Consider the following 18383-nt stretch of genomic DNA (forward strand, 5'->3'; position numbering starts at 1 on the left):
TCAACGGAAAATGCTGAACCCTGTTATAATCGCTCAGGCGCGACGGAGAAGATGTATCCGATCACCTGGTTTCGGAGGAACGGCGATAGAGTACCGAATCGCCCGCACGCACTACCGGCTGCCATCCGCGCAGCGGCAGTTCGGGCGCATGCCAGACTACCCAGAGCCGGGGGATACCCGCCGGAACCCGGTCGACCGCTGCCAGAAGCTGGTTGAACCCCTGACAACTCTCGCCGACCAGCGCTCCAGTCGCCGCATCGAAGAAAGGGCCGGCGGCGGGGTTGTCGATGCTCATGAGCTGGCCGCCCGGCATCGCCCACTGGTCGTTGGCGAAAGCATGGCGGCGCATCATCGCATAGCTGGCGAGATGGACGTCACGCACGCGCGCCTGCTGCTGGATGAAGTTGACGCAGGGCAGCGCGATGAAGGTCAGCAGTTGCGAGCCGCGCGGGATCTGCTCGATCACCGCCTGCTCCTCGCGGATCTGCTCGTCCCAGGCGGCCATGCTCACCGTATTACCGACGAGGCGCAGGGCGGTGAAGACGATCCCCGCGACCAGCAGCAGCCTTTGCCTACCCGCGCCGAGGTCGATCGGACACGCGCAGATCAGCGCGAGGGCATAAATCGTCGGCGTCAAGCGCATGTCCGCGTAGGCCGAGCCGTAGATCGTGCCCGGCATCAGCATAAACAGCCCCAGCAGCACAAGCGTCCCCAGCGCCAACCCCTTGTGAAGCGCGAAACGCGGCGAGCGCCAGACCACGACAATCAGCCCCGCCAGCAGGGCCGCGCAGGCATAGTCCCACCCTTCCCACCGGTCGGCGAAGACGTTGATCAGGTGATAGAGCTTGATCCCCATCCGGAACCAGTTCTCGTTCGGCAGGTGCCCGGTCGGGTGCGGCCATGCCATGCTGGCTAGCTGCGGCACCAGCAGGCAGGTGCTGGCGAGGAAGCCGCCGCACAGCGAGGGCAGCAATCGCCCGGACCGCTCGAAACGCGCCACCAACTCGCAGCATCCAACGAGCACGCACAGCGTCGCCCAGGCTGCAAGGTGACACACCCATATGACGCAGACGACAAGACAGAACACCAGCCAGCGCCGACGCGGATGCTCCGCCATCGACGGGCTGATCCACCAGGCCAGCGCCAGCGTGACAAGCGCCATGCCCAGCGTGAAGTTGAGGAAGCCGAACTGGAACGGGTTGCCCAGCGCCAGCGGCGCCGCGAACAGCACCGTCATCGCCACGCGCCCATGCGCGGCGCGGGAAAGGCAAAGGTAGCCCGCCACCTGCAGCGCAACGATCAGGATCACAATGCCCTTCACCGCCAGCCTGAGGCCCACTATCGGCTCGAACACCCATGCCAGCAGGTCCGCGCCGAGGTTGGGCAGCAGGTTCCATCGAAAGCTGTACCACTGCGCCAGATCGGCACTGTGCCCGCCGTCCATCTGCACCATGTAGCGCGACATGTGCGCGGGCAGGTCGGTCAGCGGCGGCACCACCGGCCAGAGTAGCGGGACCACGGCCAACAGCACCAGCGCAGCGCACCAGCGCAGCGGGATCGCCCCGGCTTGTGTAGTCACCGGGCAGCCCGTCCGGGGGTGAACACGAAGTGGCGGGAGAGCAGGAAGAAGCACAGCGAATAAGCCGCCATCGCCGCGCCCTGCCCGATCAGGCTCTGCGCAAACCCGAGCCCGCGCATGAGTGTCAGCACGCCGAGATTGGCTGCATAGGACAGCGCGAACACGGTCAGGAAGCGCGCCACTTCCCCGGCCGCGACCGGCCCGCGTACCGAGAAAGACCAGACCCGGTTGAGCACAAAGGACAGGCACACGCCAACCGCATAGCTACAGGCATTGGCCGGATAGTCGCCTACCCCCAATCGCAGCAGCGCCCAGATGACCGCCAGCCCCGCCAGCGTATTGAGCACGCCCACCAGCCCGAAGCGCAAGGCGGCCATCATTGTCGTCATGTCCAGCGCGTCAGCCGCGCGGATCGAAGGCGGCGACCGTCAACGGCACCTGTATGACCCCGCGCTCGCTCGCCCGCGACTGGCTGCGAACCTCGCGCACGATGAACAGGGGCCGCCCCTTGCTCTCGATATAGAGCCGTCCGAGGTAGTCGCCGAAGACGCCGAGGATGATCAGCTGGATGCTGCCCATGATGAGCATCACCGCAATGATACTGGTCCAGCCGACGATCGTCCCCTCCTCGAACCAGCGCCAGATCGCCCAGGACAGCATCGCGAAGCCCGCAACCCCCGTCAGCATGCCCAGATGCGAGGCAATCCGCAGCGGCACCGTCGAGAAGCTGGTGATCGCATCGAACGCGAGGCGTATCATGCGGCGCAGCGGATAATGCGTCTCGCCAGCCGCGCGCGGCGCACGCTCGTAAGGCAGCGCGACCTGCTCGAACCCGATCCAGCTCACCATGCCGCGAATGAAGCGATAGCGCTCGGGCATGGCGTTGAGCTGGTCGACGACGCGCCGGGTCATCAGCCTGAAATCCCCGGTATCGACAGGAATGTCCTGCTCGGCGAGGCGATTGAGGAGCTTGTAGAAGACCGATGCGGTGCCGCGCTTGAAAGTACTCTCGCCATGGCGCGCGATCCGCTGGCCGTAGACTACATCCGCACCCGCCTCGATCCTGGCGATCATCGCGCCCAGCAGTTCGGGCGGGTCCTGAAGGTCGGCGTCGATCATCATGACGAGGTCGCCGCGGCAAACCTGCAACCCCGCCGTCACCGCCAGCTGGTGGCCATGGTTGCGCGAAAGATCGACGCCCAGCACGCGCGGATTGCGCTCGGCCAGAACACAGATCAGCGGCCAGGTGCGGTCAGTGGAACCATCGTTGACGAGGACGATCTCGTAATCCTCGCCCACCTGATCCCGACAGGCGGCCGCGAGCCGTGCTTCCAGCATGAGGAGGACCGCCTCCTCGTTGTAGCACGGCACCACGACCGAGAGGCGCGGGCAGGTCCGTTCGGCGAACGGCAGGATAGGTTCCATCTTCATGAGTCGGCCCCGCGAAACTCGGCTGTGCTTCGAGGAAGCCGTATCGACCACTTCTGGTTAACCGGCCGTAAAAGACGCTGATTTGCCGTGGGCATACGAAAAGGGCGAGGTCCGCGAACCTCGCCCTTCCACATAGGGCACCGCCTTTGGCGTCGCCCTCCCCGTGTTCGGATGTCAGGCCGTCCTGCCGCGGGCCAGTCGGCGCCGTCCGACGATCGCTGCGGCTGCGGCGCCGAACAGGATCAGCATCGGCGGAGCCGGCACGTCGGTGCCGCCCGAAGTGGTGGTGGTCGAACCGCCCGAGGACGAACTGGACGACGACGAAGAAGACGAGGAACTGGAGCTGCTCGACGAGGTCGAACCGTTCGAGCCGCCCGAGGTCGAGGAAGACCCCGACGAAGACGAGGAGCTGGACGACGATCCGCTCGACGAACCCGTAGAGGTCGCTCCGCCGGAGGAATGGTCGTTACCGCCGCTCGATGAACTGGAGGATGAGCTGGACGAGGAACTGGAAGACGACGAGGACGAGCTGGAGCTGCTCGTGCTGGTCACGTTGCCCGAGCTGGTCGACGTGGTCGAGGTGATCCCGCCGGTGGTCGTCGTGGACGTCAGACCGCCCGTGGTCGTGGTCGAAGTCAGGCCGCCGGTGCTCGAACTGGACGTGGAAGTGACGCCGCCACTGGTCGAGGTCACACCGCCCGTGGTGGAGGTCACGCCGCCCGAAGTCGAAGTGACGCCGCCGGTCGTGGAAGTCACGCCGCCGCTGCTGGTCGAGGTGATCACCACGTTGCCGCCGCCACCGCCGCCGCTGCCTCCGAAGAAGCCGCCGAAGAAACCACCGCCAAAGCCGCCGAAGCCGCCCCCGCCGCCGATCACCACAGGCGCGCCGCCGCTGCCGCCCGAGTAGGACGGCCCCGGAGCGGGCGGCATGTACGGCGCGGGCATCGGCACCATCGCCATCTGCGGCTGGTCGCAGCAGGTCCGCTTGATGATCTTGCGCACGCGCTTGGTGGTGCGCGGCTGGTCCTTGCGGACGATGCGCTGGGCCGGGCGTTTCTTTACCGGAGCGGCCTTGGCCATCTTTACCTTGCGGTACTCGGTCTTCGCCGACTGCGTCTCGGCGACGTGAACGGCGCCGCCGCCGATCACGGCACAGCCCGCCGCACAGGCAGACAGTTTAGCAAGGGCCATCCGAACCGACATAACGCGTTGCTCTCTTTGTTTCGCACCGGAGGCCCGAAGGCCCTCTGGGGCTACCGTGCATCCATCTGCCAGAAACAACGCAGAGACACGTTAATGCGGCAATGTCATTCACCCGCAATTCACCGTCCCGATGCGGGAAACTCGGTTAATTTATCATTCTAACTCAGAGGGTGTACCGAAACGGGACTGTTGCTTCGGCGGGTTGTAAAGCAGACCGACGCTTTTGGGGCGAATGTGCCGCCTGGCGCACTCACCCTTCCGAATCGAACAACCCGCCCTGAGGACCGGCCGGAGGAGTCATGCCAAGGTGGCTCCAACCCCGATCGTTGAGGCAGCGCCCCCGTGCCGTGCGGGCGACGAGGCCCAACTGGATGAGGTACGGCTCAATCACTTCCTCGATCGTGTCGCGCGGTTCGGACAGTCCCGCCGCCAGCGTCTCCACGCCCACCGGACCGCCCTTGTAGATGTCTGCGATCATCCGCAGATACCGGCGATCCTGCGCATCGAGGCCAATGGCGTCCACTTCCAGCCGGGTGAGCAGATCGTCGGCGATCGCACGGGTAATGGTGTCCGATCCCGCCACATGCGCGAAATCGCGCACCCGCCGCATAAGGCGTCCTGCAACGCGCGGCGTACCACGCGCACGGCGGGCGATCTCGGTCGCCCCGCCCTTGTCGATGCCGATGCCGAGCAGACCCGCGCCGCGGCTGACGACCTTCTCCAGTTCCTCGACGGTGTAGAACTGCAGGCGCACCGGGATGCCGAAACGGTCCCGCAGCGGCGTCTGCAGTAGGCCCTGTCGGGTCGTCGCGCCGATCAGCGTGAAAGGTGGCAGATCGATCCGCACCGAGCGCGCCGACGGACCTTCGCCGATGATGAGGTCCAGCGCGCGGTCCTCCATCGCCGGATAGAGCACTTCCTCGACCACAGGATTGAGGCGATGGATCTCGTCGATGAACAGGACGTCGCCCTGCTCCAGATTGGTCAGCAGCGCGGCGAGGTCGCCCGCCTTGGCGATGACCGGACCGGAAGTGGCGCGGAAACCCACGCCCAGTTCGCGCGCGACGATCTGCGCCAAGGTCGTCTTGCCAAGCCCCGGAGGCCCGAAGAACAGCACATGGTCCATCGCCTCGCGCCGCGACTTGGCACTTTCGATGAAGACGTGCAGGTTGTCCTTGGCCGCCGCCTGCCCGACGAACTCGGCGAGCGTCTTGGGCCGAAGCGCGGCATCGGCGTCCTCGACCTGGCGATTGGGGGAGAGGATTGGGTTGTCGGTCATTTACTGAAAAGCTCTATCCCGTCGCCAGCTTCAGCGCCACGCGCATGAGGTCGCCCAATGCGGCATCCTCGCCAAGCTGATCGACCGCCTTGCCAACCGCCGTCGCCGCAACCGCAGGCTTGAAGCCAAGGTTCTGCAGTGCCGACAGGGCATCGGCGCTGGCCGAGCCCGCAGGCGCAACCGCCGCGATGCCGGGCGCTCCTGGCGCGGTCGGCATGCCGCCGGCCTTGTCCTTGAGTTCGTTGACGATCCGGCTGGCCAGCTTCGGCCCGACGCCGTTCGCGCGCGCCACCATGGCGCTGTCGCCGCCCGCACAGGCGCGTTGGAGTTCCTCGGTCGTCAGAGCGGAGAGGATCGCCAGCGCTACCTTGGAGCCGACACCCTGCACCGCCGTCAGCAGACGGAACCAGTTGCGCTCCGCCCCGGACGTGAAACCGATCAGGCGCTGGTCGGTTTCCGAAACCTGCATCTCGGTATGGACGACGACGCGATCACCCCGGATACCGAGATGGTCCAGCGTCCGCGCCGAACAATGGACGAGGTAGCCCACTCCGTTGACGTCGATGATGGCCCAGTCGGCGCCGGTGTCGTCGAGCAATCCTGTCAGCTTGGCGATCATGGTTTGTTCCTATGGCAGGAAGGGATTCGGGGCGCCAGAGGAAAAGAGAGGCAGGCAGGGGTTTACCACCCCTGCACCCCGTATAGCGTCGAGGCCACGCGCGCCGCTTCGTCATGTCAGACGGTGAGCCGGGAGACATTGAAAGCCTGCGGCGCAATGTGAGGCGGCCGCTGCTGCGCGCGCGACAACGACAGTTTGGGGGTCTGGGGCGATGGCCCCAGGACTTCCCTTTCACCTGTGACTGCCCAGCATATTCGCATGAGTAATCGCCACCGCCAGAGCATCGGCGGCATCTTCACCTGCCAGCTTCACGCCCGGCAGCAGCACCATCAGCATCGCCTGGACCTGCGCCTTCGCCGCCCCGCCAGTGCCAACGATCGCCTTCTTCACCAGCTTGGTCGAATATTCCGCCACCGGAATCCCGGCGCGCGCCACGGACAGCATCGCGACACCGCGCGCTTGCCCTAGCTTGAGGGTGGACTGCGGGTTCACGTTGACGAAGACTTCCTCCACCGCGCCGGTATCGGGCCGGTGCTGGAGGATCACATCGGTCAGCGCGGCGTCGAGTTCGACCAGCCGCTCGGCCATCCCGGCCTTGGCGTTGGTGCGGATCTGGCCGTTGGCGACGTGGCTGAGGCGGCTGCCGCTCTTGGCGACGACGCCCCAGCCCGTGCAGGTCAGGCCGGGGTCGATGCCGAGGATAATCATGGTGTCAGACCTTCAGCCCGAGCCGCGGCCCGAAATGCATCATCAGCGAATAGAGCACGATGGTCAGCACGCATCCGGCCAGCAGCGAGGCCCAGAAACCAAGGCCATTGCGCAGCAGGACCGGCATCAGCAGGAACATCGGCAGCGAGGGCAGCACGTACCAGAACGTCGCCCCGGCATGGACCGCCATGTTCTCGGCATCCGGGCGGGCCTGCCACAGCAGGATCATGCCCAGTACCGAGACCAGCGGCAGCGAGGCGACAAGCGCGCCCAGAGCGGGCAGGCGCTTGCCGATTTCCGCGATCGCCACGATGAGAACGCCCGAAAGCAGGGCGCGGGCGATCAGTGCCAGCATATCAGCCGAGCGTTTCCATGACCTCGTCCGAGATCTCGTAGTTGCCCCAGACGGTCTGGACGTCGTCGTCGTCTTCGAGAGTGTCGACCAGCTTCATCAGCGTGCTGACGGTGTCCGCGTCGACCTCGACGGTGAGGTTGGGCTTCCATGCCAGCTTGACGCCTTCGGCTTCGCCCAGGGTCTTTTCCAGCTCGCGCGCGACTTCGTGGAGCGCATCGACCGAAACCCAGATCTGGTGGCTGCCGGGGTTCTCGTCGCCGTCGCCCATGTCGCTCTGCACGTCTTCGGCGCCCGCCTCGATCGCGGCTTCGAGGACCTTGTCCTCGTCACCCACGCTGCCGGGGTACTCGATCAGGCCGAGGCGTTCGAAGCCGTGCGAAACCGCGCCCGAGGCGCCGAGGTTGCCGCCGTTCTTGGCGAAGGCGGTGCGCACGTTGGTAGCAGTGCGGTTGCGGTTGTCGGTCAGTGCCTCGACGATGATGGCGATGCCGCTGGGGCCGTAGCCCTCATAGCGCACTTCCTCGTAGTTCTCGGCGTCGCCCTTGCTCGCCTTGTCGATGGCGCGCTGAATGTTGTCCTTGGGCATCGACTGCGCCTTGGCCGCGTTGACGGCGGCGCGCAGGCGCGGGTTCATGTCCGGGTCGGGCATGCCCATCTTCGCCGCGACGGTGATTTCGCGGCTGAGCTTGGAGAACTGCGCCGAGCGCTTCTTGTCCTGCGCACCCTTGCGATGCATGATGTTCTTGAATTTGGAATGGCCTGCCATCGGTCCGCTCGTTGCCTGCCCATGAGTCCACGGGTCTTTGCGATGAATGAAGTGGCGCGGGCCTTACAACAGGGGCACCCCAAAGGGCAACCGGAGTCGGTCTGCTACAGGACGACGGCAGTTCCGGAACAGCTTACCATCAGCATCGAACCGTGCGATCCGATCACCTCGTAGTCTATGTCCACGCCGACCACGGCGTTGCCGCCCAGCTTCTCCGCCTCCGCTTCCATTTCCTTCAACGCCTCGCGGCGGGCGCGCTGGAGGACTTCCTCGTACTTGCCGGAGCGACCTCCGACGATGTCGGTGACGGCGGCGAAGAGATCGCGCACGAGGTTGGCGCCGACGATGACTTCGCCAGTGACGATACCCAGATAGTCACGGACTGGCTGGCCTTCGACGGTGGGAGTGGTGGTGACGATCATCGGCGCGCTCTCCTTCGCTGGACCGCCAAGGTTGCACCGTCTCACGGTGCTGGCAAGACAACGAATTGGCAAGGAAATCGGGGATAGAACGAAGCATGGCGACCCGGATCGAAACAAGCTCCTCAGTACCCTCTGCCCTGCTGCGCGAACTGGCGAGCTTCGTCGCCCGGCCGCGCATACTTGCGCCCATCGGCCTGCGTTCGCGTGAGGCATGGCCCCGGCTGGCGCTGCTGACGGTGCTGCACATCGGCGGGCTTCTGCTGGTGATCCTGCCGCTGCTCGGGCTCTACCAGAAGACAATGGGCCAGCCGCTGCCCGACGCCTTCGACAAGCTGCCCGCAGGCTGGCTGCTGCCGATCACCATCGTGATCGCACCGGTGCTGGAGGAGATGATCTTCCGCGGCTGGCAGACCGGACGCCCCCGCGCGCTATGGCTGCTGGCGTGCTTCGGCCTGTTCGCTGGGTTGGCCGCCATGGCGAAATCACTGCAGCCGCTGGTCCTGGCAGGATCACTGCTGGCGCTCGTGGTCGCCGCTGTTGGAGGTTGGCTGTGGCTGCGCAAGCGTCCGACGCCTGCCATTTATGCGGCGGCTTATCCGGCGGTGTTCTGGCTGGCGGCGCTGCTGTTTGCGGCGGTCCATCTGATGAACTACCCCGCCATCTCCGCGCTCGCGCTGCCGATGGTGTTGCCGCAATTGTGGGCAGGCGTGCTGCTGGGCTTCACGCGCCAGCGCATCGGCCTTCCGGCCTCGATGCTCCAGCACGGCTGCGCCAATGCGGCGGCCATGGTGCTGGTGCAACTGGGGAGCTGACGCCCCCTCCACCACCCGCTGCGCGGGCGGTCCCCCTCCCCGAGCAGGCTCGGGGAGGAATGAGGATCAGTCGATGCCAAGGGCCGACTTGTAGGTGTCGAGCAGCATGTCCATTTCGCGGCGGTCGTCGGGCTTCATCTTGCGCAGGCGCACGATGGCACGCATGATTTTGACGTCGTAGCCGACGGCCTTGGCTTCGTTGTAGACGTCGCGGATGTCGTCCGAGATGCCCTTCTTTTCCTCTTCCAGGCGCTCGACGCGCTCGATCAGCAGGCGCAGGCGATCGTCGGTGGTTTCGGCCATGGGGGTACGTGCTCCGGTAAATGCTGGTGAATCGGTTGGCGGCGCTGATAGCGAGACAACAGGATTCGGGCAAAGCGCCCCCTGTGGAAATCATGTGGAGGACGCGCAAAGGGTTGCCCCCAAAGCCGCACTTTCCTATCTGACCGGGGCGCCGACCACGTTCGTGCGTCTCCTTCGACGGAGCTTCAAGTCCGGGACGGCCCGGGAATCGCCTCATAGGAGATTGCCGAATGCCCTGGGTTCTTCTCGCCATCGCCGGCCTGCTCGAAGTGGTCTGGGCGTTTTCCATGAAACAGTCGGAGGGCTTCACGCGCCTGTGGCCCAGCGTCGTGACTCTGGCCGCGATGCTGGCGAGCTTCGGCCTGCTCGCCGCCGCGATGCGGTCCCTGCCACTGGGCACGGCTTATGCCGTGTGGACCGGCATCGGCGCGGTGGGCGCTTTCGCGGCGGGGATCGTGTTCATGGGCAGATCGGCAAGCGCGATGCGCCTGCTTGCCGCCGGACTGATCCTCAGCGGGATCGTGCTGATGAAGGTGGCGACGCCCTGACAGGCAGGCTCGTCGTCCCGGACCTGATCCGGGACCGGTGGCTGTCTTTAGGTAAGAGATCGCAGCGCGCGCAGCCAAGTGGGCCGTTCACGGCCAGCGGTCCCGGATCAGGTCCGGGACGACGTAAAGGTCAATGCGTCCCGCCGTTCTTCTTCACGCTCTCTTCCATCCGCGCGATCTGTTCCGGCGTGGCTTCGCTCTGGTGCTTTGCCTTCCATTCGTCGAACGGCATTCCGTGGATCACCGCGCGGGCGGCAGCCTTGTCGCCTTCGTACCCCGCATCGCGAGATCCAGTCGGCCAGGCAATTGCGGCAAAACCCCGCCAGCCCCATCAGGTCGATGTTCTCGGCATCGCGGCGCTGCTGGAGGTGGCGCACAAGGCGACGGAACGCGGCAGCGGCCACGGCGTCATCTATCGTATCAATGTTATCCTTGCCGTTCATAATCGCACCGATCGTCCTTGGTTTGTCATCACGCCTTTGCCATATGGGGCCCAGTTTCCGGAAGAGGCAGTAAACTTGGTCAGCACCATTCCTTCGGGCGCCCTGAACGCAAATGGGCCCTATCGTCGTTCTCCCCACCATCGCGGCATCAAGCGCCAGCGCAAGGTAAAGATCCTCGCAACGCTGGGCCCGGCAAGCCGCGACAAGGAGACGATCGCCAAGCTGCTCAAGGCCGGCGCCGACGCCTTCCGCGTCAACATGAGCCACGGCGACCACGACACCCACCGCGAGACGATCGCCAATATCCGCGCGGTCGAGAAGGACCTAGAGCGCCCCGTCGCGATCCTGTGCGACCTGCAAGGCCCCAAGCTGCGCGTCGGCCAGTTCGAGGGCGGCAAGGCCTTCCTGCGCCACGGCGCCCACTTCACGCTCGACCGTGACCCGACCCCGGGCAACAACGAACGCGTTTGCCTGCCGCATCCCGAACTCTTCGGCATCCTCCAGAAGGGCCAGCGCCTGCTGATCGACGACGGCAAGCTGCGCCTCGTCGTCATCCGCGCCGAACCGGACGCGATCCTGTGCAGCGCCGAAGTCGGCGGCCCGATCTCCGATCGCAAGGGCGTCAATATTCCCGATGCCCTGATCCCGATCCCGGCCCTGACCGAGAAGGACCGCCGCGACCTCGCTTTCGCGGTCGAGCAGAAGGCGGACTGGATCGGTCTCTCCTTCGTCCAGCGCCCCGAGGACGTCGCTGAAGCGCGCCGCCTGTCGGGCGGCCAGGGCGCGATCATGGCCAAGATCGAAAAGCCCGCAGCCGTCGAAAGCCTCGACGAGATCATCGAGCTGTCGGACGGCATCATGGTCGCACGCGGCGACCTCGGCGTGGAACTGCTGCCCGAGGAAGTGCCGCCGATTCAGAAGCACATCATCGAAAAGACCCGCGCGCTGGGCAAGCCGGTCGTCGTCGCCACGCAGATGCTGGAATCGATGATCACCAGCCCCTCGCCCACCCGCGCCGAAGTCTCCGACGTCGCGAACGCGGTCTACGACGGCGCCGACGCGGTCATGCTCTCGGCCGAAACGGCAGCGGGCCAGTGGCCTGTCGAGGCGGTGACCATCATGGACCGCATCGCCGCCAAGGTCGAAAGCGACACGACCTATCGCGAACGCATCCACCTCACCCGTACCCCGCCCGACGCGACCAGCGCCGACGCACTGTCGGAAGCCTGCGCGCAGATAGCCGATACCCTGACGATCGAAGGCATCGTGGTGTTCACCGGCTCGGGCGGCTCCGCCCGCCGCGTGGCCCGCGAACGCCCCGCCGCGCCGATGCTGGTGCTCACGCCCTCGCAGCCCACCGCACGCCGCATCGCACTGCTGTGGGGCGCACACGCCGTCGTCACCCGCGACATCGGCAGCTTCGAGGAGATGATCGCCAAGGGCAAGCGCATGGCCCTGCGCCACGGCTTCGGCGCGGCCGGATCGCGACTCGTGGCGCTGGCTGGCGTGCCGTTCGGCGTGCCGGGCTCGACCAACCTGCTGCATATCGTGACGCTGACAGGCAACGAGCTGGATACGCCGAAGTAAGAAGAAAGAGGGAGATCTGGGGCCATCGCCCCAGACCCCGTTACTGTCGTCGCCATGCGTGCAGCGGCGTCAAGCACGTATTGCGCCGCAGGCTATTTGGTCTTCCGACGCATCCTAAGTGCTTGACGAAGCTACGCGCGTGACCTCGACGGTATACGGGGTGAAGGGGTGGTAAACCCCTGCGTCTCCCTCACCTTCTGGCCTTGGCCGGACTTCCCACGACGGTAACCCCGGCGGCTACGTCACGCGTCACCACGCTCCCTGCACCAACAATCGCGTCATCTCCGATCGTAACGCCCGGCATGATGAGCGCCCCGGCGCCGATCCAGACATTGCGTCCGATGCGGATGGGCACGCCCCATTCGAGGCCGCTCGCCCGTTCGACCGGATCGCGTGGGTGGTCCGCCGTCAGGATTTGCACGCCCGAGCCGATCTGCGTTCCGTCGCCGATGGTCACCTCCACCACGTCGAGGATGACGCAATTGAAGTTCAGGAACACCCCGCGCCCCAGGCTGATATTGTAGCCATAGTCGCAATGGAACGGCGGCCGGATGGTCGCCCCTTCGCCCACCGCGGCGAAGCGTTCGCGCAGCAGTGCATCGCGGTCGGCAAGGTCGATGGTGCGGTTGTACGCGGCCATCCATTCGGCTGCCGCGCGCTGGTCGGCAACGATTTCCGGGCAGGATGCGCGGTAGGGCTCGCCCGCCAGCATCTTCTGCTTTTCGGTGCGCTCCATTGTCACGCGCGCTTGCCGAACAGTGCGCTGCCGACGCGCACTTGTGTGGCGCCGAGCAGCACGGCGGTCTCGAAATCATCGCTCATGCCCATCGAGAGCTGGTCGAGCCCCCATCGGCGTTATTGTCGGCCGCGATCTTTGCCAGCAGCGTGAAGAACGGCGCCGCCTCGATCCCGGCGGGGGCACGCACATCAGGCCGACGACGGGAATGCCCGCTTCCCGCGCCGAAGCGAGGAGCGCGGGGACATCGGCGATGGCGCAACCGCCCTTCTGGTCCTCCGCACCGATGTTGACCTGGATGAAGCACGGGACCTTGCGGGCCGCCTTTTCCATCGCCTTGCCCAGCGCCGCGACCAGCGAGGGGCGATCGACGGAATGGATGCAGTCGAACAGCGCGACGGCATCCTCCGCCTTGTTCGACTGAAGCTGGCCGACAAGGTGCAGCTTAACCTCGGGATAGGCCGTGCGCAGGGCGGGCCACTTCGCCTCGGCTTCCTGCACGCGGTTTTCCCCGAAGACGCGCTGGCCTGCGGCGAGCAACGGCTCGATCGCCTCGGCGTCGTGGGTCTTGGAGATGGCGATGAGTTCGACCGCCTCGGGCTTGCGTCCGGCGATCTCGGCGGACCTGGCGATGCGGGCGCGGATGTCTTGTAGCTGATCCATGGCGCGCTGCTATAGCGTCCTCGTGAAGAACCGCCAGCCGTCCCTTCCCAAGCTCTGGCTTATCAGCGATGCCCGCAACGATGCGCGGCTGGAGCATGCACTGGCGCGGCTCCCGCGCGGGTCCGGGCTGGTGTTCCGGCACTATCATCTTTCGCCCGAGGCGCGGCAGACGCGGTTCGACGCACTGCTCAGGCTGGCGCGCCGGTACGGGCATCGCACGGTGCTGGCGGGAGATATTGCGCTGGCCCGTCGCTGGCGGGCGGATGGGGTTTATGCCTCGCCCGAAAGGCTGGGCCGCAAGCAAGGCATGTTACGCTTGGCCACCGTCCATTCGCTGCGTGAGCTGGCCATCGCGCATCGGACCGGAGCAGACGCGCTGCTGGTTTCCCCGGTCTTTCCAACCGCTTCGCATCCCGGTGCACAAACACTCGGCGCGGTGGGGCTGAAACTGCTCTCCGCACGGGCGCGGGTTCCCGTCATCGCACTGGGCGGAATGACGCGGCACCGCGCCCGAACCGCGCGGATCGCCCGCTGGGCCGCGATAGACGGCCTGACCTAGCGCCCCTGCCACACGGGCTTGCGCTTTTCCGCAAAGGCCCGCGGCCCTTCCTGCGCGTCGTGCGAGTTGTAGGCATGCTCATGCGCCGCCCGCGCAGCCGCCAGTGCCGCGCTGCGACCCATCTCGGTCGAGAGCATCACCGTCTCACGCGCAGCCTTCACCGAGAGCGGCGCGCCTTCCAGCACCTCTCGCGCCAGGTCCAGAGCCGCATCCAGCACCGCTCCGGGTTCGGCGAGGCGATTGACGAGGCCGATCTCGTATGCGCGCTCGGCGCTGATCGGCTTTCCGGTGAGCACGATCTCCATGAAGATGCGCTGCGGAATCATGTGGATCAGCGGGGCCGCCCATGGGCTGCCGCGCCCGACCTTGACCTCGGTAATCGCGAACTTCGCAGCGGTGGAGGCCACGCACAAGTCGCAGGCCTGCGCGATCATCCAACCGCCCGCGAACGCGACGCCATTCACCGCGGCGATGGTCGGCTTCGACAGTTCGATGGTGTCGTAAGGCAATGCGTACATGTCACGCGGAGGCACGGCCATACCGGTCTCGACCATCTCCTTGAGGTCGCCCCCGGCACAGAATGCCTTGTCACCGCTGCCGGTGAGGATGGCGATGCGCAGGGCGTCATCGGCCTCGAACTGCGCCCATGCCGCCCGCAGGCCCTCGCGAACCTCCCGGGTGAGGGCGTTGCGCTGCTCGGGGCGATTGATGGTGATGACGGCAATGCCATCCTTGCGCGCATCGAGAAGCACGGCCTCCTGCATGTCAGAACCCCCTTCTGGCGATCTCGAACGCCTCACGTTCCAGCCCTTCGCGAAAATCCGGATGCGCCACCGTAACCAGCCGCCGAGCGCGTTCGGCCAGGGTCTGGCCCTTGAGCTGCGCGGCCCCGAACTCGGTGACCACTACGTCTACCTCGCTGCGCGCACTGGTGACGGGACCGGAAAGCGCGGGCACGATCTTGCTGATCGTTCCGCCTTTTGCCGTGGCCGCCAGCACCATCAGCGAGGCCCCGCCCGGCGAGCGGGCACCCGCGCGCACGAAATCGACCTGCCCGCCGGTGCCTCCCATGTAGGCCGCGCCGGACTGCTCGGCATTGACCTGCCCGGTGAGATCGACTTCCAGCGCCGAATTGATGGTGACGAGCCGAGAGAGCTGCCCCAGCACGCCCGCGTCATGCGTATAGCTGGTCGGCGTCATGCGGATCGCCGGATTCTCACGCGCCCAGTCGTAGAGCCGCCGCGTGCCGATCAGCGCGCCGTTGATCGAGACGCCCCGGTCGATCTCTTTGCGCGCATTGGTCAGCACCCCCGCCTCGGCCAGATCGACGAGGCCGTCACCCAGCATCCCCGAATGGACGCCGAGGTCGCGCCGGTCGTGCAGCAGCCGCAGGATCGCGTCGGGCACCGCACCCACGCCGGTCTGGATCACCGAACCGTCGCCGATGAATTCCGCACAGAGCCGCGCGATCGCCTCGTCAGTCGGACTGATCTTTGCGGGCATGACCTCGACCGGCATGCGCGAGACCGGCACCGCCACGTCGATCGCGCTGGCCGGGATCGTCTCACCGGGGACGAAGGGCACCTGGTCGTTGACCTCGGCGATGACCACGCGGGCCTTGTCCACGGCGGCGCGCGCGTAGTCGGAGATGAGGCCGCAGGAGTGCTCGCCTGCCGCGTTGGCAGGGCTGACCTGGATCATCGCCACGTCGCAGCGCATCACGCCTGCGGTGATGAGCGGCGCGACCTGGCTGACGTGGACCGGGATGACGTCGAGCGCGTTCGCTTTTGCCATCACGCGCAACGCCCCGATCGCGCCCATCGACGAAAGGCGGAAGGCGGCAGCGGTCTCGGGCGTGAACAGCCCGGAGAAGCTGGTGGCAATGAAGGCGTGGAGATCGCCGATGCGCGCGCCCTGTTCGGCCAGTGCCTCGACCAACGTGGTCGGCTCGCCGCAAGCCTGCCCGAAGACGATGTGGTCGCCGGGGCGCAAGTATGGGGTGAGGTCGATCATGCCGTCGTCCCGGACTTGATCCGGGACCGGTGGCGATTTTTGGCCGGACCTTCTCGGCAAGACGCCCTGCTGGGCTCTGGGCTGTTCGTGGCCAGCGGTCCCGGAGCAAGTCCGGGAGGACGACGATACATGCTCACGCCTTCCCCGCCTGTCGCAGCAGCCGCTCAGCGCGGGCGAGATAGGGCCGGTCGAGCATGCCACCCTTCCAACCGATCGCGCCGACGCCGGGGTTGGCGGCGAAGACATCGACGATCTCCTGCGCCTCGGCGATCTCGGCCTCGGTGGGGGTGAAGGCCGCGTTGATGACGGGCACTTGCGCCGGGTGAATCGCCATCATCCCCCGGAAACCGTCGCGGCGAACTTTCTCGGCGCGGGCCTTCAGGGCTTCGAGATCGCGGAAGTCGGCGCTGATCGTCTCGATCGCGGTGACCCCGGCCGTCGCCGCGCCCAGCACCGTCAGGCTGCGCGCCAGTTCGTAGGTGAAGGAATAGGAACCATCATCGTTGCGGTTGGACGAGGCGCCGATCGAGTCCGCGAGGTCCTCCGCGCCCCAGGTCAGCGCCACCACGCGCGGGGCGCCCTTGTAGCTGCCGGTGTGGAACATCGCCTCGGCCGTCTCGGTGATGAGGACGATGACGGGGGTGGAGCCTTCCTCGATCCCGTTCGCCACTTCCAGCGCGGAAAGGCAGTGGTCGAGCTTCTCCACGTCCGCCCGCCCGTAGACCTTGGGCAGCATGATGCCGCCGGGATGCGCGGGCATCACCGCCGCGAGGTCCGCCAGCGTGTGCGGCCCGTCGAAGGGGTTGATCCGCACCCACAGGCGCGCGCGCTGCTCGGGGTGGGCCTTGATGAAGTCATGCACCAGCGGGCGCGCGGCCGCCTTGGCGTCGGGGGCCACGGCATCTTCCAGGTCGATGAGGACGATGTCGGCCTCGCCTTCCATTGCCTTGGTCATCTTGCGCTCGCTGTCGCCCGGCGCGAAGAGCCAGGAACGGGCGGTGGCGGGGGTGTGAACCGGGGTCATCGTCTCTCCAAATTCGTCATCCCGGCGAAGGCCGGGACTGCTGGCCGGGGCCAGCCTTGCTTGCGCCGGGGCGCCTTGCCGATGGGGCCTTATCTAAAGACAGCCGCCGGTCCCGGATCAAGTCCGGGACGACGAGGGCAACGCTCAATAGCTTCTCGGCAGTTCCAAAACCCTCTCGGCGATGTAGTTCATGATCTGGTGTGGGCTCACCGGAGCGATGCGCGGGATCATCACTTCGCGCAGGTAGCGCTCGACGTGGTATTCCTGCGCGTAGCCCATGCCGCCCATCGACATCACCGCGGTCTGGCAAGCCTCGAACCCGGCCTCGGCGGCGAGGTATTTGGCAGCGTTCGCCTCGGTCCCGCATTCGAGGCCCTTGTCGAACAGGGTCGCGGCCTTGAACACCATGAGACTGGCCGCTTCCACCTGCATCCAGGCCTTGGCGAGCGGGTGCTGGATGCCTTGGTTCTGGCCGATCGGGCGGCCGAACACCACGCGTTCCTGCGCATACTTCGACGCCTTCCTGATCGCCACGCGCCCCAGCCCGGTGGCCTCCGCACCCAGCAATACGCGCTCGGGGTTCAGTCCCTGCAGGAGGATCTTGAACCCTTGCCCTTCTTCGCCGATGCGGTCTTCCTCGGGGATGAAGAGGTCGGTGATGAACAGCATGTTCGAGCCCACCGCATGGCGCCCCATCTTCGGGATCAGGCGGTGCTCGACGGATTTTCTGTCGATCTTGCAATAGAATAGCGTCAGCCCCTCGGTCTTCTTTTTGACCTCTTCCAGCGGCGTGGTGCGGGCGATGAGGAGCATGCGGTCGGCGACGTGGGCGTTGGTGATCCAGATCTTCTCGCCGTTGACCCGGTAGCCGCCCGGCACCTTCTCGGCGCGGGTCTTGAGGCTGGTGGTGTCGAGGCCGGTGTTGGGCTCGGTCACCGCGAAGCACATCTTCTCTTCGCCCGACAGGATTGGCGGAATCATGCGCTTTTGCTGTTCTTCGGTGCCGAACAGGGTGACCGGCTCAAGCCCGAACACCGGCCCGTGAATCGCCGAGGCCGCCGTCATCCCGCCACCGCTTTCCGCCACCGCCTGCATCATCACCGCCGCCTCGGTGATGCCGAGGCCCGCGCCGCCGACCGCCTCGGGCATGGCGACGCCGAGCCAGCCGGCCTCGGCCATCGACTTGTGGAACTCGAAGGGGAATTCGCCAGAGCGATCCTTTTCGAGCCAGTACTCGTCCGGGAACTGCGAGCAGTGCTTCAGGACCGCTTCGCGAATGTCCTGCTGGTCCTGATTCAGGGAGAAATCCACGCTTTTCCGGCCCTCTTGCCCA

The 18383-nt window shown here is 66.3% G+C and carries 21 protein-coding genes and 2 pseudogenes; 6 read left to right on the forward strand and 17 right to left on the reverse strand.

Annotation, left to right across the window (positions count from 1 at the left end; genetic code table 11):
* Positions 1 to 61 precede the first annotated feature (61 nt).
* From KZO24_RS12455 to KZO24_RS12465, 3 genes are read right to left on the reverse strand one after another with little or no spacing between them, the layout of a single operon-like run.
* A complete protein-coding gene (locus KZO24_RS12455) occupies positions 62 to 1579 on the reverse strand; it encodes a hypothetical protein (protein ID WP_271182085.1) in 1518 nt (505 codons plus the stop codon).
* Positions 1576 to 1968 carry a GtrA family protein gene (locus KZO24_RS12460; RefSeq protein WP_271182086.1) on the reverse strand — a complete coding sequence of 131 codons (393 nt, stop codon included), beginning with the start codon at positions 1966 to 1968 and terminating at the stop codon, positions 1576 to 1578. The genes KZO24_RS12455 and KZO24_RS12460 overlap by 4 nt, the downstream gene beginning before the upstream one ends.
* Positions 1969 to 1978: 10 nt before the next feature.
* Positions 1979 to 3010, reverse strand: coding sequence for a glycosyltransferase family 2 protein (locus tag KZO24_RS12465; RefSeq protein WP_271182087.1), 1032 nt, complete (start codon positions 3008 to 3010; stop codon positions 1979 to 1981).
* Positions 3011 to 3278: 268 nt separating this feature from the next.
* Here KZO24_RS12465 and KZO24_RS12470 point away from each other — a divergent pair, with 268 nt between their 5' ends.
* Positions 3279 to 3917, forward strand: coding sequence for a hypothetical protein (locus KZO24_RS12470; RefSeq protein ID WP_486486290.1), 639 nt, complete (start codon positions 3279 to 3281; stop codon positions 3915 to 3917).
* A 21-nt stretch (positions 3918 to 3938) separates the two neighbouring features.
* Positions 3939 to 4139, forward strand: a complete 201-nt coding sequence (locus KZO24_RS12475) for a hypothetical protein (RefSeq protein WP_271182089.1) — start codon at positions 3939 to 3941, stop codon at positions 4137 to 4139.
* 324 nt (positions 4140 to 4463) lie between these two features.
* On the opposite strand, the gene ruvB is transcribed toward KZO24_RS12475, so the two are convergent.
* The 6 genes from ruvB to KZO24_RS12505 all read right to left on the reverse strand — a co-directional run bounded on the left by ruvB (position 4464) and on the right by KZO24_RS12505 (position 8362).
* Positions 4464 to 5492, reverse strand: coding sequence for a Holliday junction branch migration DNA helicase RuvB (ruvB, locus tag KZO24_RS12480; RefSeq protein WP_486486291.1), 1029 nt, complete (start codon positions 5490 to 5492; stop codon positions 4464 to 4466).
* Positions 5493 to 5505: 13 nt separating this feature from the next.
* Positions 5506 to 6111: a Holliday junction branch migration protein RuvA gene (gene ruvA, locus KZO24_RS12485; RefSeq protein WP_271182090.1), complete on the reverse strand. Its 606-nt coding sequence runs from the start codon at positions 6109 to 6111 to the stop codon at positions 5506 to 5508.
* A 231-nt stretch (positions 6112 to 6342) separates the two neighbouring features.
* Entirely contained in the window at positions 6343 to 6819 is a 477-nt protein-coding gene (gene ruvC / locus KZO24_RS12490; protein ID WP_271182091.1) for a crossover junction endodeoxyribonuclease RuvC, read from the reverse strand.
* 4 nt (positions 6820 to 6823) lie between these two features.
* The gene (locus tag KZO24_RS12495; RefSeq protein WP_008827994.1) at positions 6824 to 7174 is read right to left on the reverse strand and encodes a DUF3147 family protein; all 351 of its coding nucleotides are present in this window, start codon (positions 7172 to 7174) and stop codon (positions 6824 to 6826) included.
* Position 7175: 1 nt separating this feature from the next.
* Positions 7176 to 7940 (reverse strand): YebC/PmpR family DNA-binding transcriptional regulator, encoded by a 765-nt coding sequence (locus KZO24_RS12500; RefSeq protein ID WP_271182092.1) that lies wholly within the window; start codon positions 7938 to 7940, stop codon positions 7176 to 7178.
* Between the two features lie 104 nt (positions 7941 to 8044).
* On the reverse strand, positions 8045 to 8362 hold the full coding sequence (locus KZO24_RS12505) for a heavy metal-binding domain-containing protein (protein ID WP_008827996.1): 318 nt from the start codon (positions 8360 to 8362) through the stop codon (positions 8045 to 8047).
* A 95-nt stretch (positions 8363 to 8457) separates the two neighbouring features.
* On the opposite strand from KZO24_RS12505, the gene KZO24_RS12510 reads away from it, so the two are divergent.
* Entirely contained in the window at positions 8458 to 9174 is a 717-nt protein-coding gene (locus tag KZO24_RS12510) for a CPBP family glutamic-type intramembrane protease (protein ID WP_271182093.1), read from the forward strand.
* 66 nt (positions 9175 to 9240) lie between these two features.
* Here the strand turns inward: KZO24_RS12510 and KZO24_RS12515 are convergent, their stop codons facing one another.
* Positions 9241 to 9477, reverse strand: coding sequence for a DUF2312 domain-containing protein (locus tag KZO24_RS12515; protein ID WP_008827998.1), 237 nt, complete (start codon positions 9475 to 9477; stop codon positions 9241 to 9243).
* Positions 9478 to 9707: 230 nt separating this feature from the next.
* On the opposite strand from KZO24_RS12515, the gene sugE reads away from it, so the two are divergent.
* Positions 9708 to 10025, forward strand: a complete 318-nt coding sequence (gene sugE, locus KZO24_RS12520) for a quaternary ammonium compound efflux SMR transporter SugE (protein WP_486486292.1) — start codon at positions 9708 to 9710, stop codon at positions 10023 to 10025.
* A 130-nt stretch (positions 10026 to 10155) separates the two neighbouring features.
* Here the strand turns inward: sugE and KZO24_RS12525 are convergent.
* Positions 10156 to 10468: pseudogene (locus KZO24_RS12525) on the reverse strand (DUF1244 domain-containing protein).
* Positions 10469 to 10570: 102 nt separating this feature from the next.
* On the opposite strand from KZO24_RS12525, the gene pyk reads away from it, so the two are divergent.
* Positions 10571 to 12055 (forward strand): pyruvate kinase, encoded by a 1485-nt coding sequence (gene pyk, locus KZO24_RS12530; protein WP_271182152.1) that lies wholly within the window; start codon positions 10571 to 10573, stop codon positions 12053 to 12055.
* Between the two features lie 190 nt (positions 12056 to 12245).
* Here pyk and KZO24_RS12535 read toward each other — a convergent pair whose 3' ends face one another.
* Together KZO24_RS12535 and KZO24_RS12540 are read right to left on the reverse strand one after the other, a co-directional pair.
* Complete coding sequence (locus KZO24_RS12535) at positions 12246 to 12791, reverse strand: sugar O-acetyltransferase (RefSeq protein ID WP_008828002.1); 546 nt, start codon at positions 12789 to 12791, stop codon at positions 12246 to 12248.
* 2 nt (positions 12792 to 12793) lie between these two features.
* A pseudogene (locus tag KZO24_RS12540) lies at positions 12794 to 13454 on the reverse strand (YggS family pyridoxal phosphate-dependent enzyme).
* Here KZO24_RS12540 and KZO24_RS12545 point away from each other — a divergent pair.
* The gene (locus tag KZO24_RS12545) at positions 13453 to 14013 is read left to right on the forward strand and encodes a thiamine phosphate synthase (RefSeq protein ID WP_271182096.1); all 561 of its coding nucleotides are present in this window, start codon (positions 13453 to 13455) and stop codon (positions 14011 to 14013) included. The pseudogene KZO24_RS12540 and the gene KZO24_RS12545 overlap by 2 nt on opposite strands.
* Here the strand turns inward: KZO24_RS12545 and KZO24_RS12550 are convergent.
* The 4 genes from KZO24_RS12550 to KZO24_RS12565 form a co-directional block, all read right to left on the reverse strand.
* Positions 14010 to 14777, reverse strand: a complete 768-nt coding sequence (locus KZO24_RS12550) for an enoyl-CoA hydratase/isomerase family protein (protein ID WP_271182097.1) — start codon at positions 14775 to 14777, stop codon at positions 14010 to 14012. The genes KZO24_RS12545 and KZO24_RS12550 overlap by 4 nt on opposite strands.
* A 1-nt stretch (position 14778) precedes the next feature.
* Complete coding sequence (locus tag KZO24_RS12555) at positions 14779 to 16026, reverse strand: acetyl-CoA hydrolase/transferase family protein (RefSeq protein ID WP_271182098.1); 1248 nt, start codon at positions 16024 to 16026, stop codon at positions 14779 to 14781.
* 133 nt (positions 16027 to 16159) lie between these two features.
* Entirely contained in the window at positions 16160 to 17050 is an 891-nt protein-coding gene (locus KZO24_RS12560) for an HpcH/HpaI aldolase/citrate lyase family protein (RefSeq protein WP_271182099.1), read from the reverse strand.
* Positions 17051 to 17194: 144 nt separating this feature from the next.
* Positions 17195 to 18361 carry an acyl-CoA dehydrogenase family protein gene (locus KZO24_RS12565; protein ID WP_285020997.1) on the reverse strand — a complete coding sequence of 389 codons (1167 nt, stop codon included), beginning with the start codon at positions 18359 to 18361 and terminating at the stop codon, positions 17195 to 17197.
* Positions 18362 to 18383: the final 22 nt, after the last annotated feature.

This window comes from Novosphingobium sp. NFX11 (assembly GCF_057376415.1).

What these genes read in the sequence shown, in the direction of transcription:
- KZO24_RS12550 (WP_271182097.1), bottom strand. Translation starts at nt 14,777, where the DNA reads ATGCAGGAGGCCGTGCTTCTCGATGCGCGCAAGGATGGCATTGCCGTC.
- KZO24_RS12515 (WP_008827998.1), bottom strand. Translation starts at nt 9,477, where the DNA reads ATGGCCGAAACCACCGACGATCGCCTGCGCCTGCTGATCGAGCGCGTC.
- sugE (WP_486486292.1), top strand. Translation starts at nt 9,708, where the DNA reads ATGCCCTGGGTTCTTCTCGCCATCGCCGGCCTGCTCGAAGTGGTCTGG.
- KZO24_RS12475 (WP_271182089.1), top strand. Translation starts at nt 3,939, where the DNA reads ATGTACGGCGCGGGCATCGGCACCATCGCCATCTGCGGCTGGTCGCAG.
- KZO24_RS12465 (WP_271182087.1), bottom strand. Translation starts at nt 3,010, where the DNA reads ATGAAGATGGAACCTATCCTGCCGTTCGCCGAACGGACCTGCCCGCGC.
- KZO24_RS12460 (WP_271182086.1), bottom strand. Translation starts at nt 1,968, where the DNA reads ATGACGACAATGATGGCCGCCTTGCGCTTCGGGCTGGTGGGCGTGCTC.
- KZO24_RS12505 (WP_008827996.1), bottom strand. Translation starts at nt 8,362, where the DNA reads ATGATCGTCACCACCACTCCCACCGTCGAAGGCCAGCCAGTCCGTGAC.
- ruvB (WP_486486291.1), bottom strand. Translation starts at nt 5,492, where the DNA reads ATGACCGACAACCCAATCCTCTCCCCCAATCGCCAGGTCGAGGACGCC.
- KZO24_RS12555 (WP_271182098.1), bottom strand. Translation starts at nt 16,026, where the DNA reads ATGATCGACCTCACCCCATACTTGCGCCCCGGCGACCACATCGTCTTC.
- KZO24_RS12500 (WP_271182092.1), bottom strand. Translation starts at nt 7,940, where the DNA reads ATGGCAGGCCATTCCAAATTCAAGAACATCATGCATCGCAAGGGTGCG.
- KZO24_RS12510 (WP_271182093.1), top strand. Translation starts at nt 8,458, where the DNA reads ATGGCGACCCGGATCGAAACAAGCTCCTCAGTACCCTCTGCCCTGCTG.
- KZO24_RS12560 (WP_271182099.1), bottom strand. Translation starts at nt 17,050, where the DNA reads ATGACCCCGGTTCACACCCCCGCCACCGCCCGTTCCTGGCTCTTCGCG.
- KZO24_RS12545 (WP_271182096.1), top strand. Translation starts at nt 13,453, where the DNA reads ATGGCGCGCTGCTATAGCGTCCTCGTGAAGAACCGCCAGCCGTCCCTT.
- KZO24_RS12535 (WP_008828002.1), bottom strand. Translation starts at nt 12,791, where the DNA reads ATGGAGCGCACCGAAAAGCAGAAGATGCTGGCGGGCGAGCCCTACCGC.
- ruvA (WP_271182090.1), bottom strand. Translation starts at nt 6,111, where the DNA reads ATGATCGCCAAGCTGACAGGATTGCTCGACGACACCGGCGCCGACTGG.
- ruvC (WP_271182091.1), bottom strand. Translation starts at nt 6,819, where the DNA reads ATGATTATCCTCGGCATCGACCCCGGCCTGACCTGCACGGGCTGGGGC.
- KZO24_RS12495 (WP_008827994.1), bottom strand. Translation starts at nt 7,174, where the DNA reads ATGCTGGCACTGATCGCCCGCGCCCTGCTTTCGGGCGTTCTCATCGTG.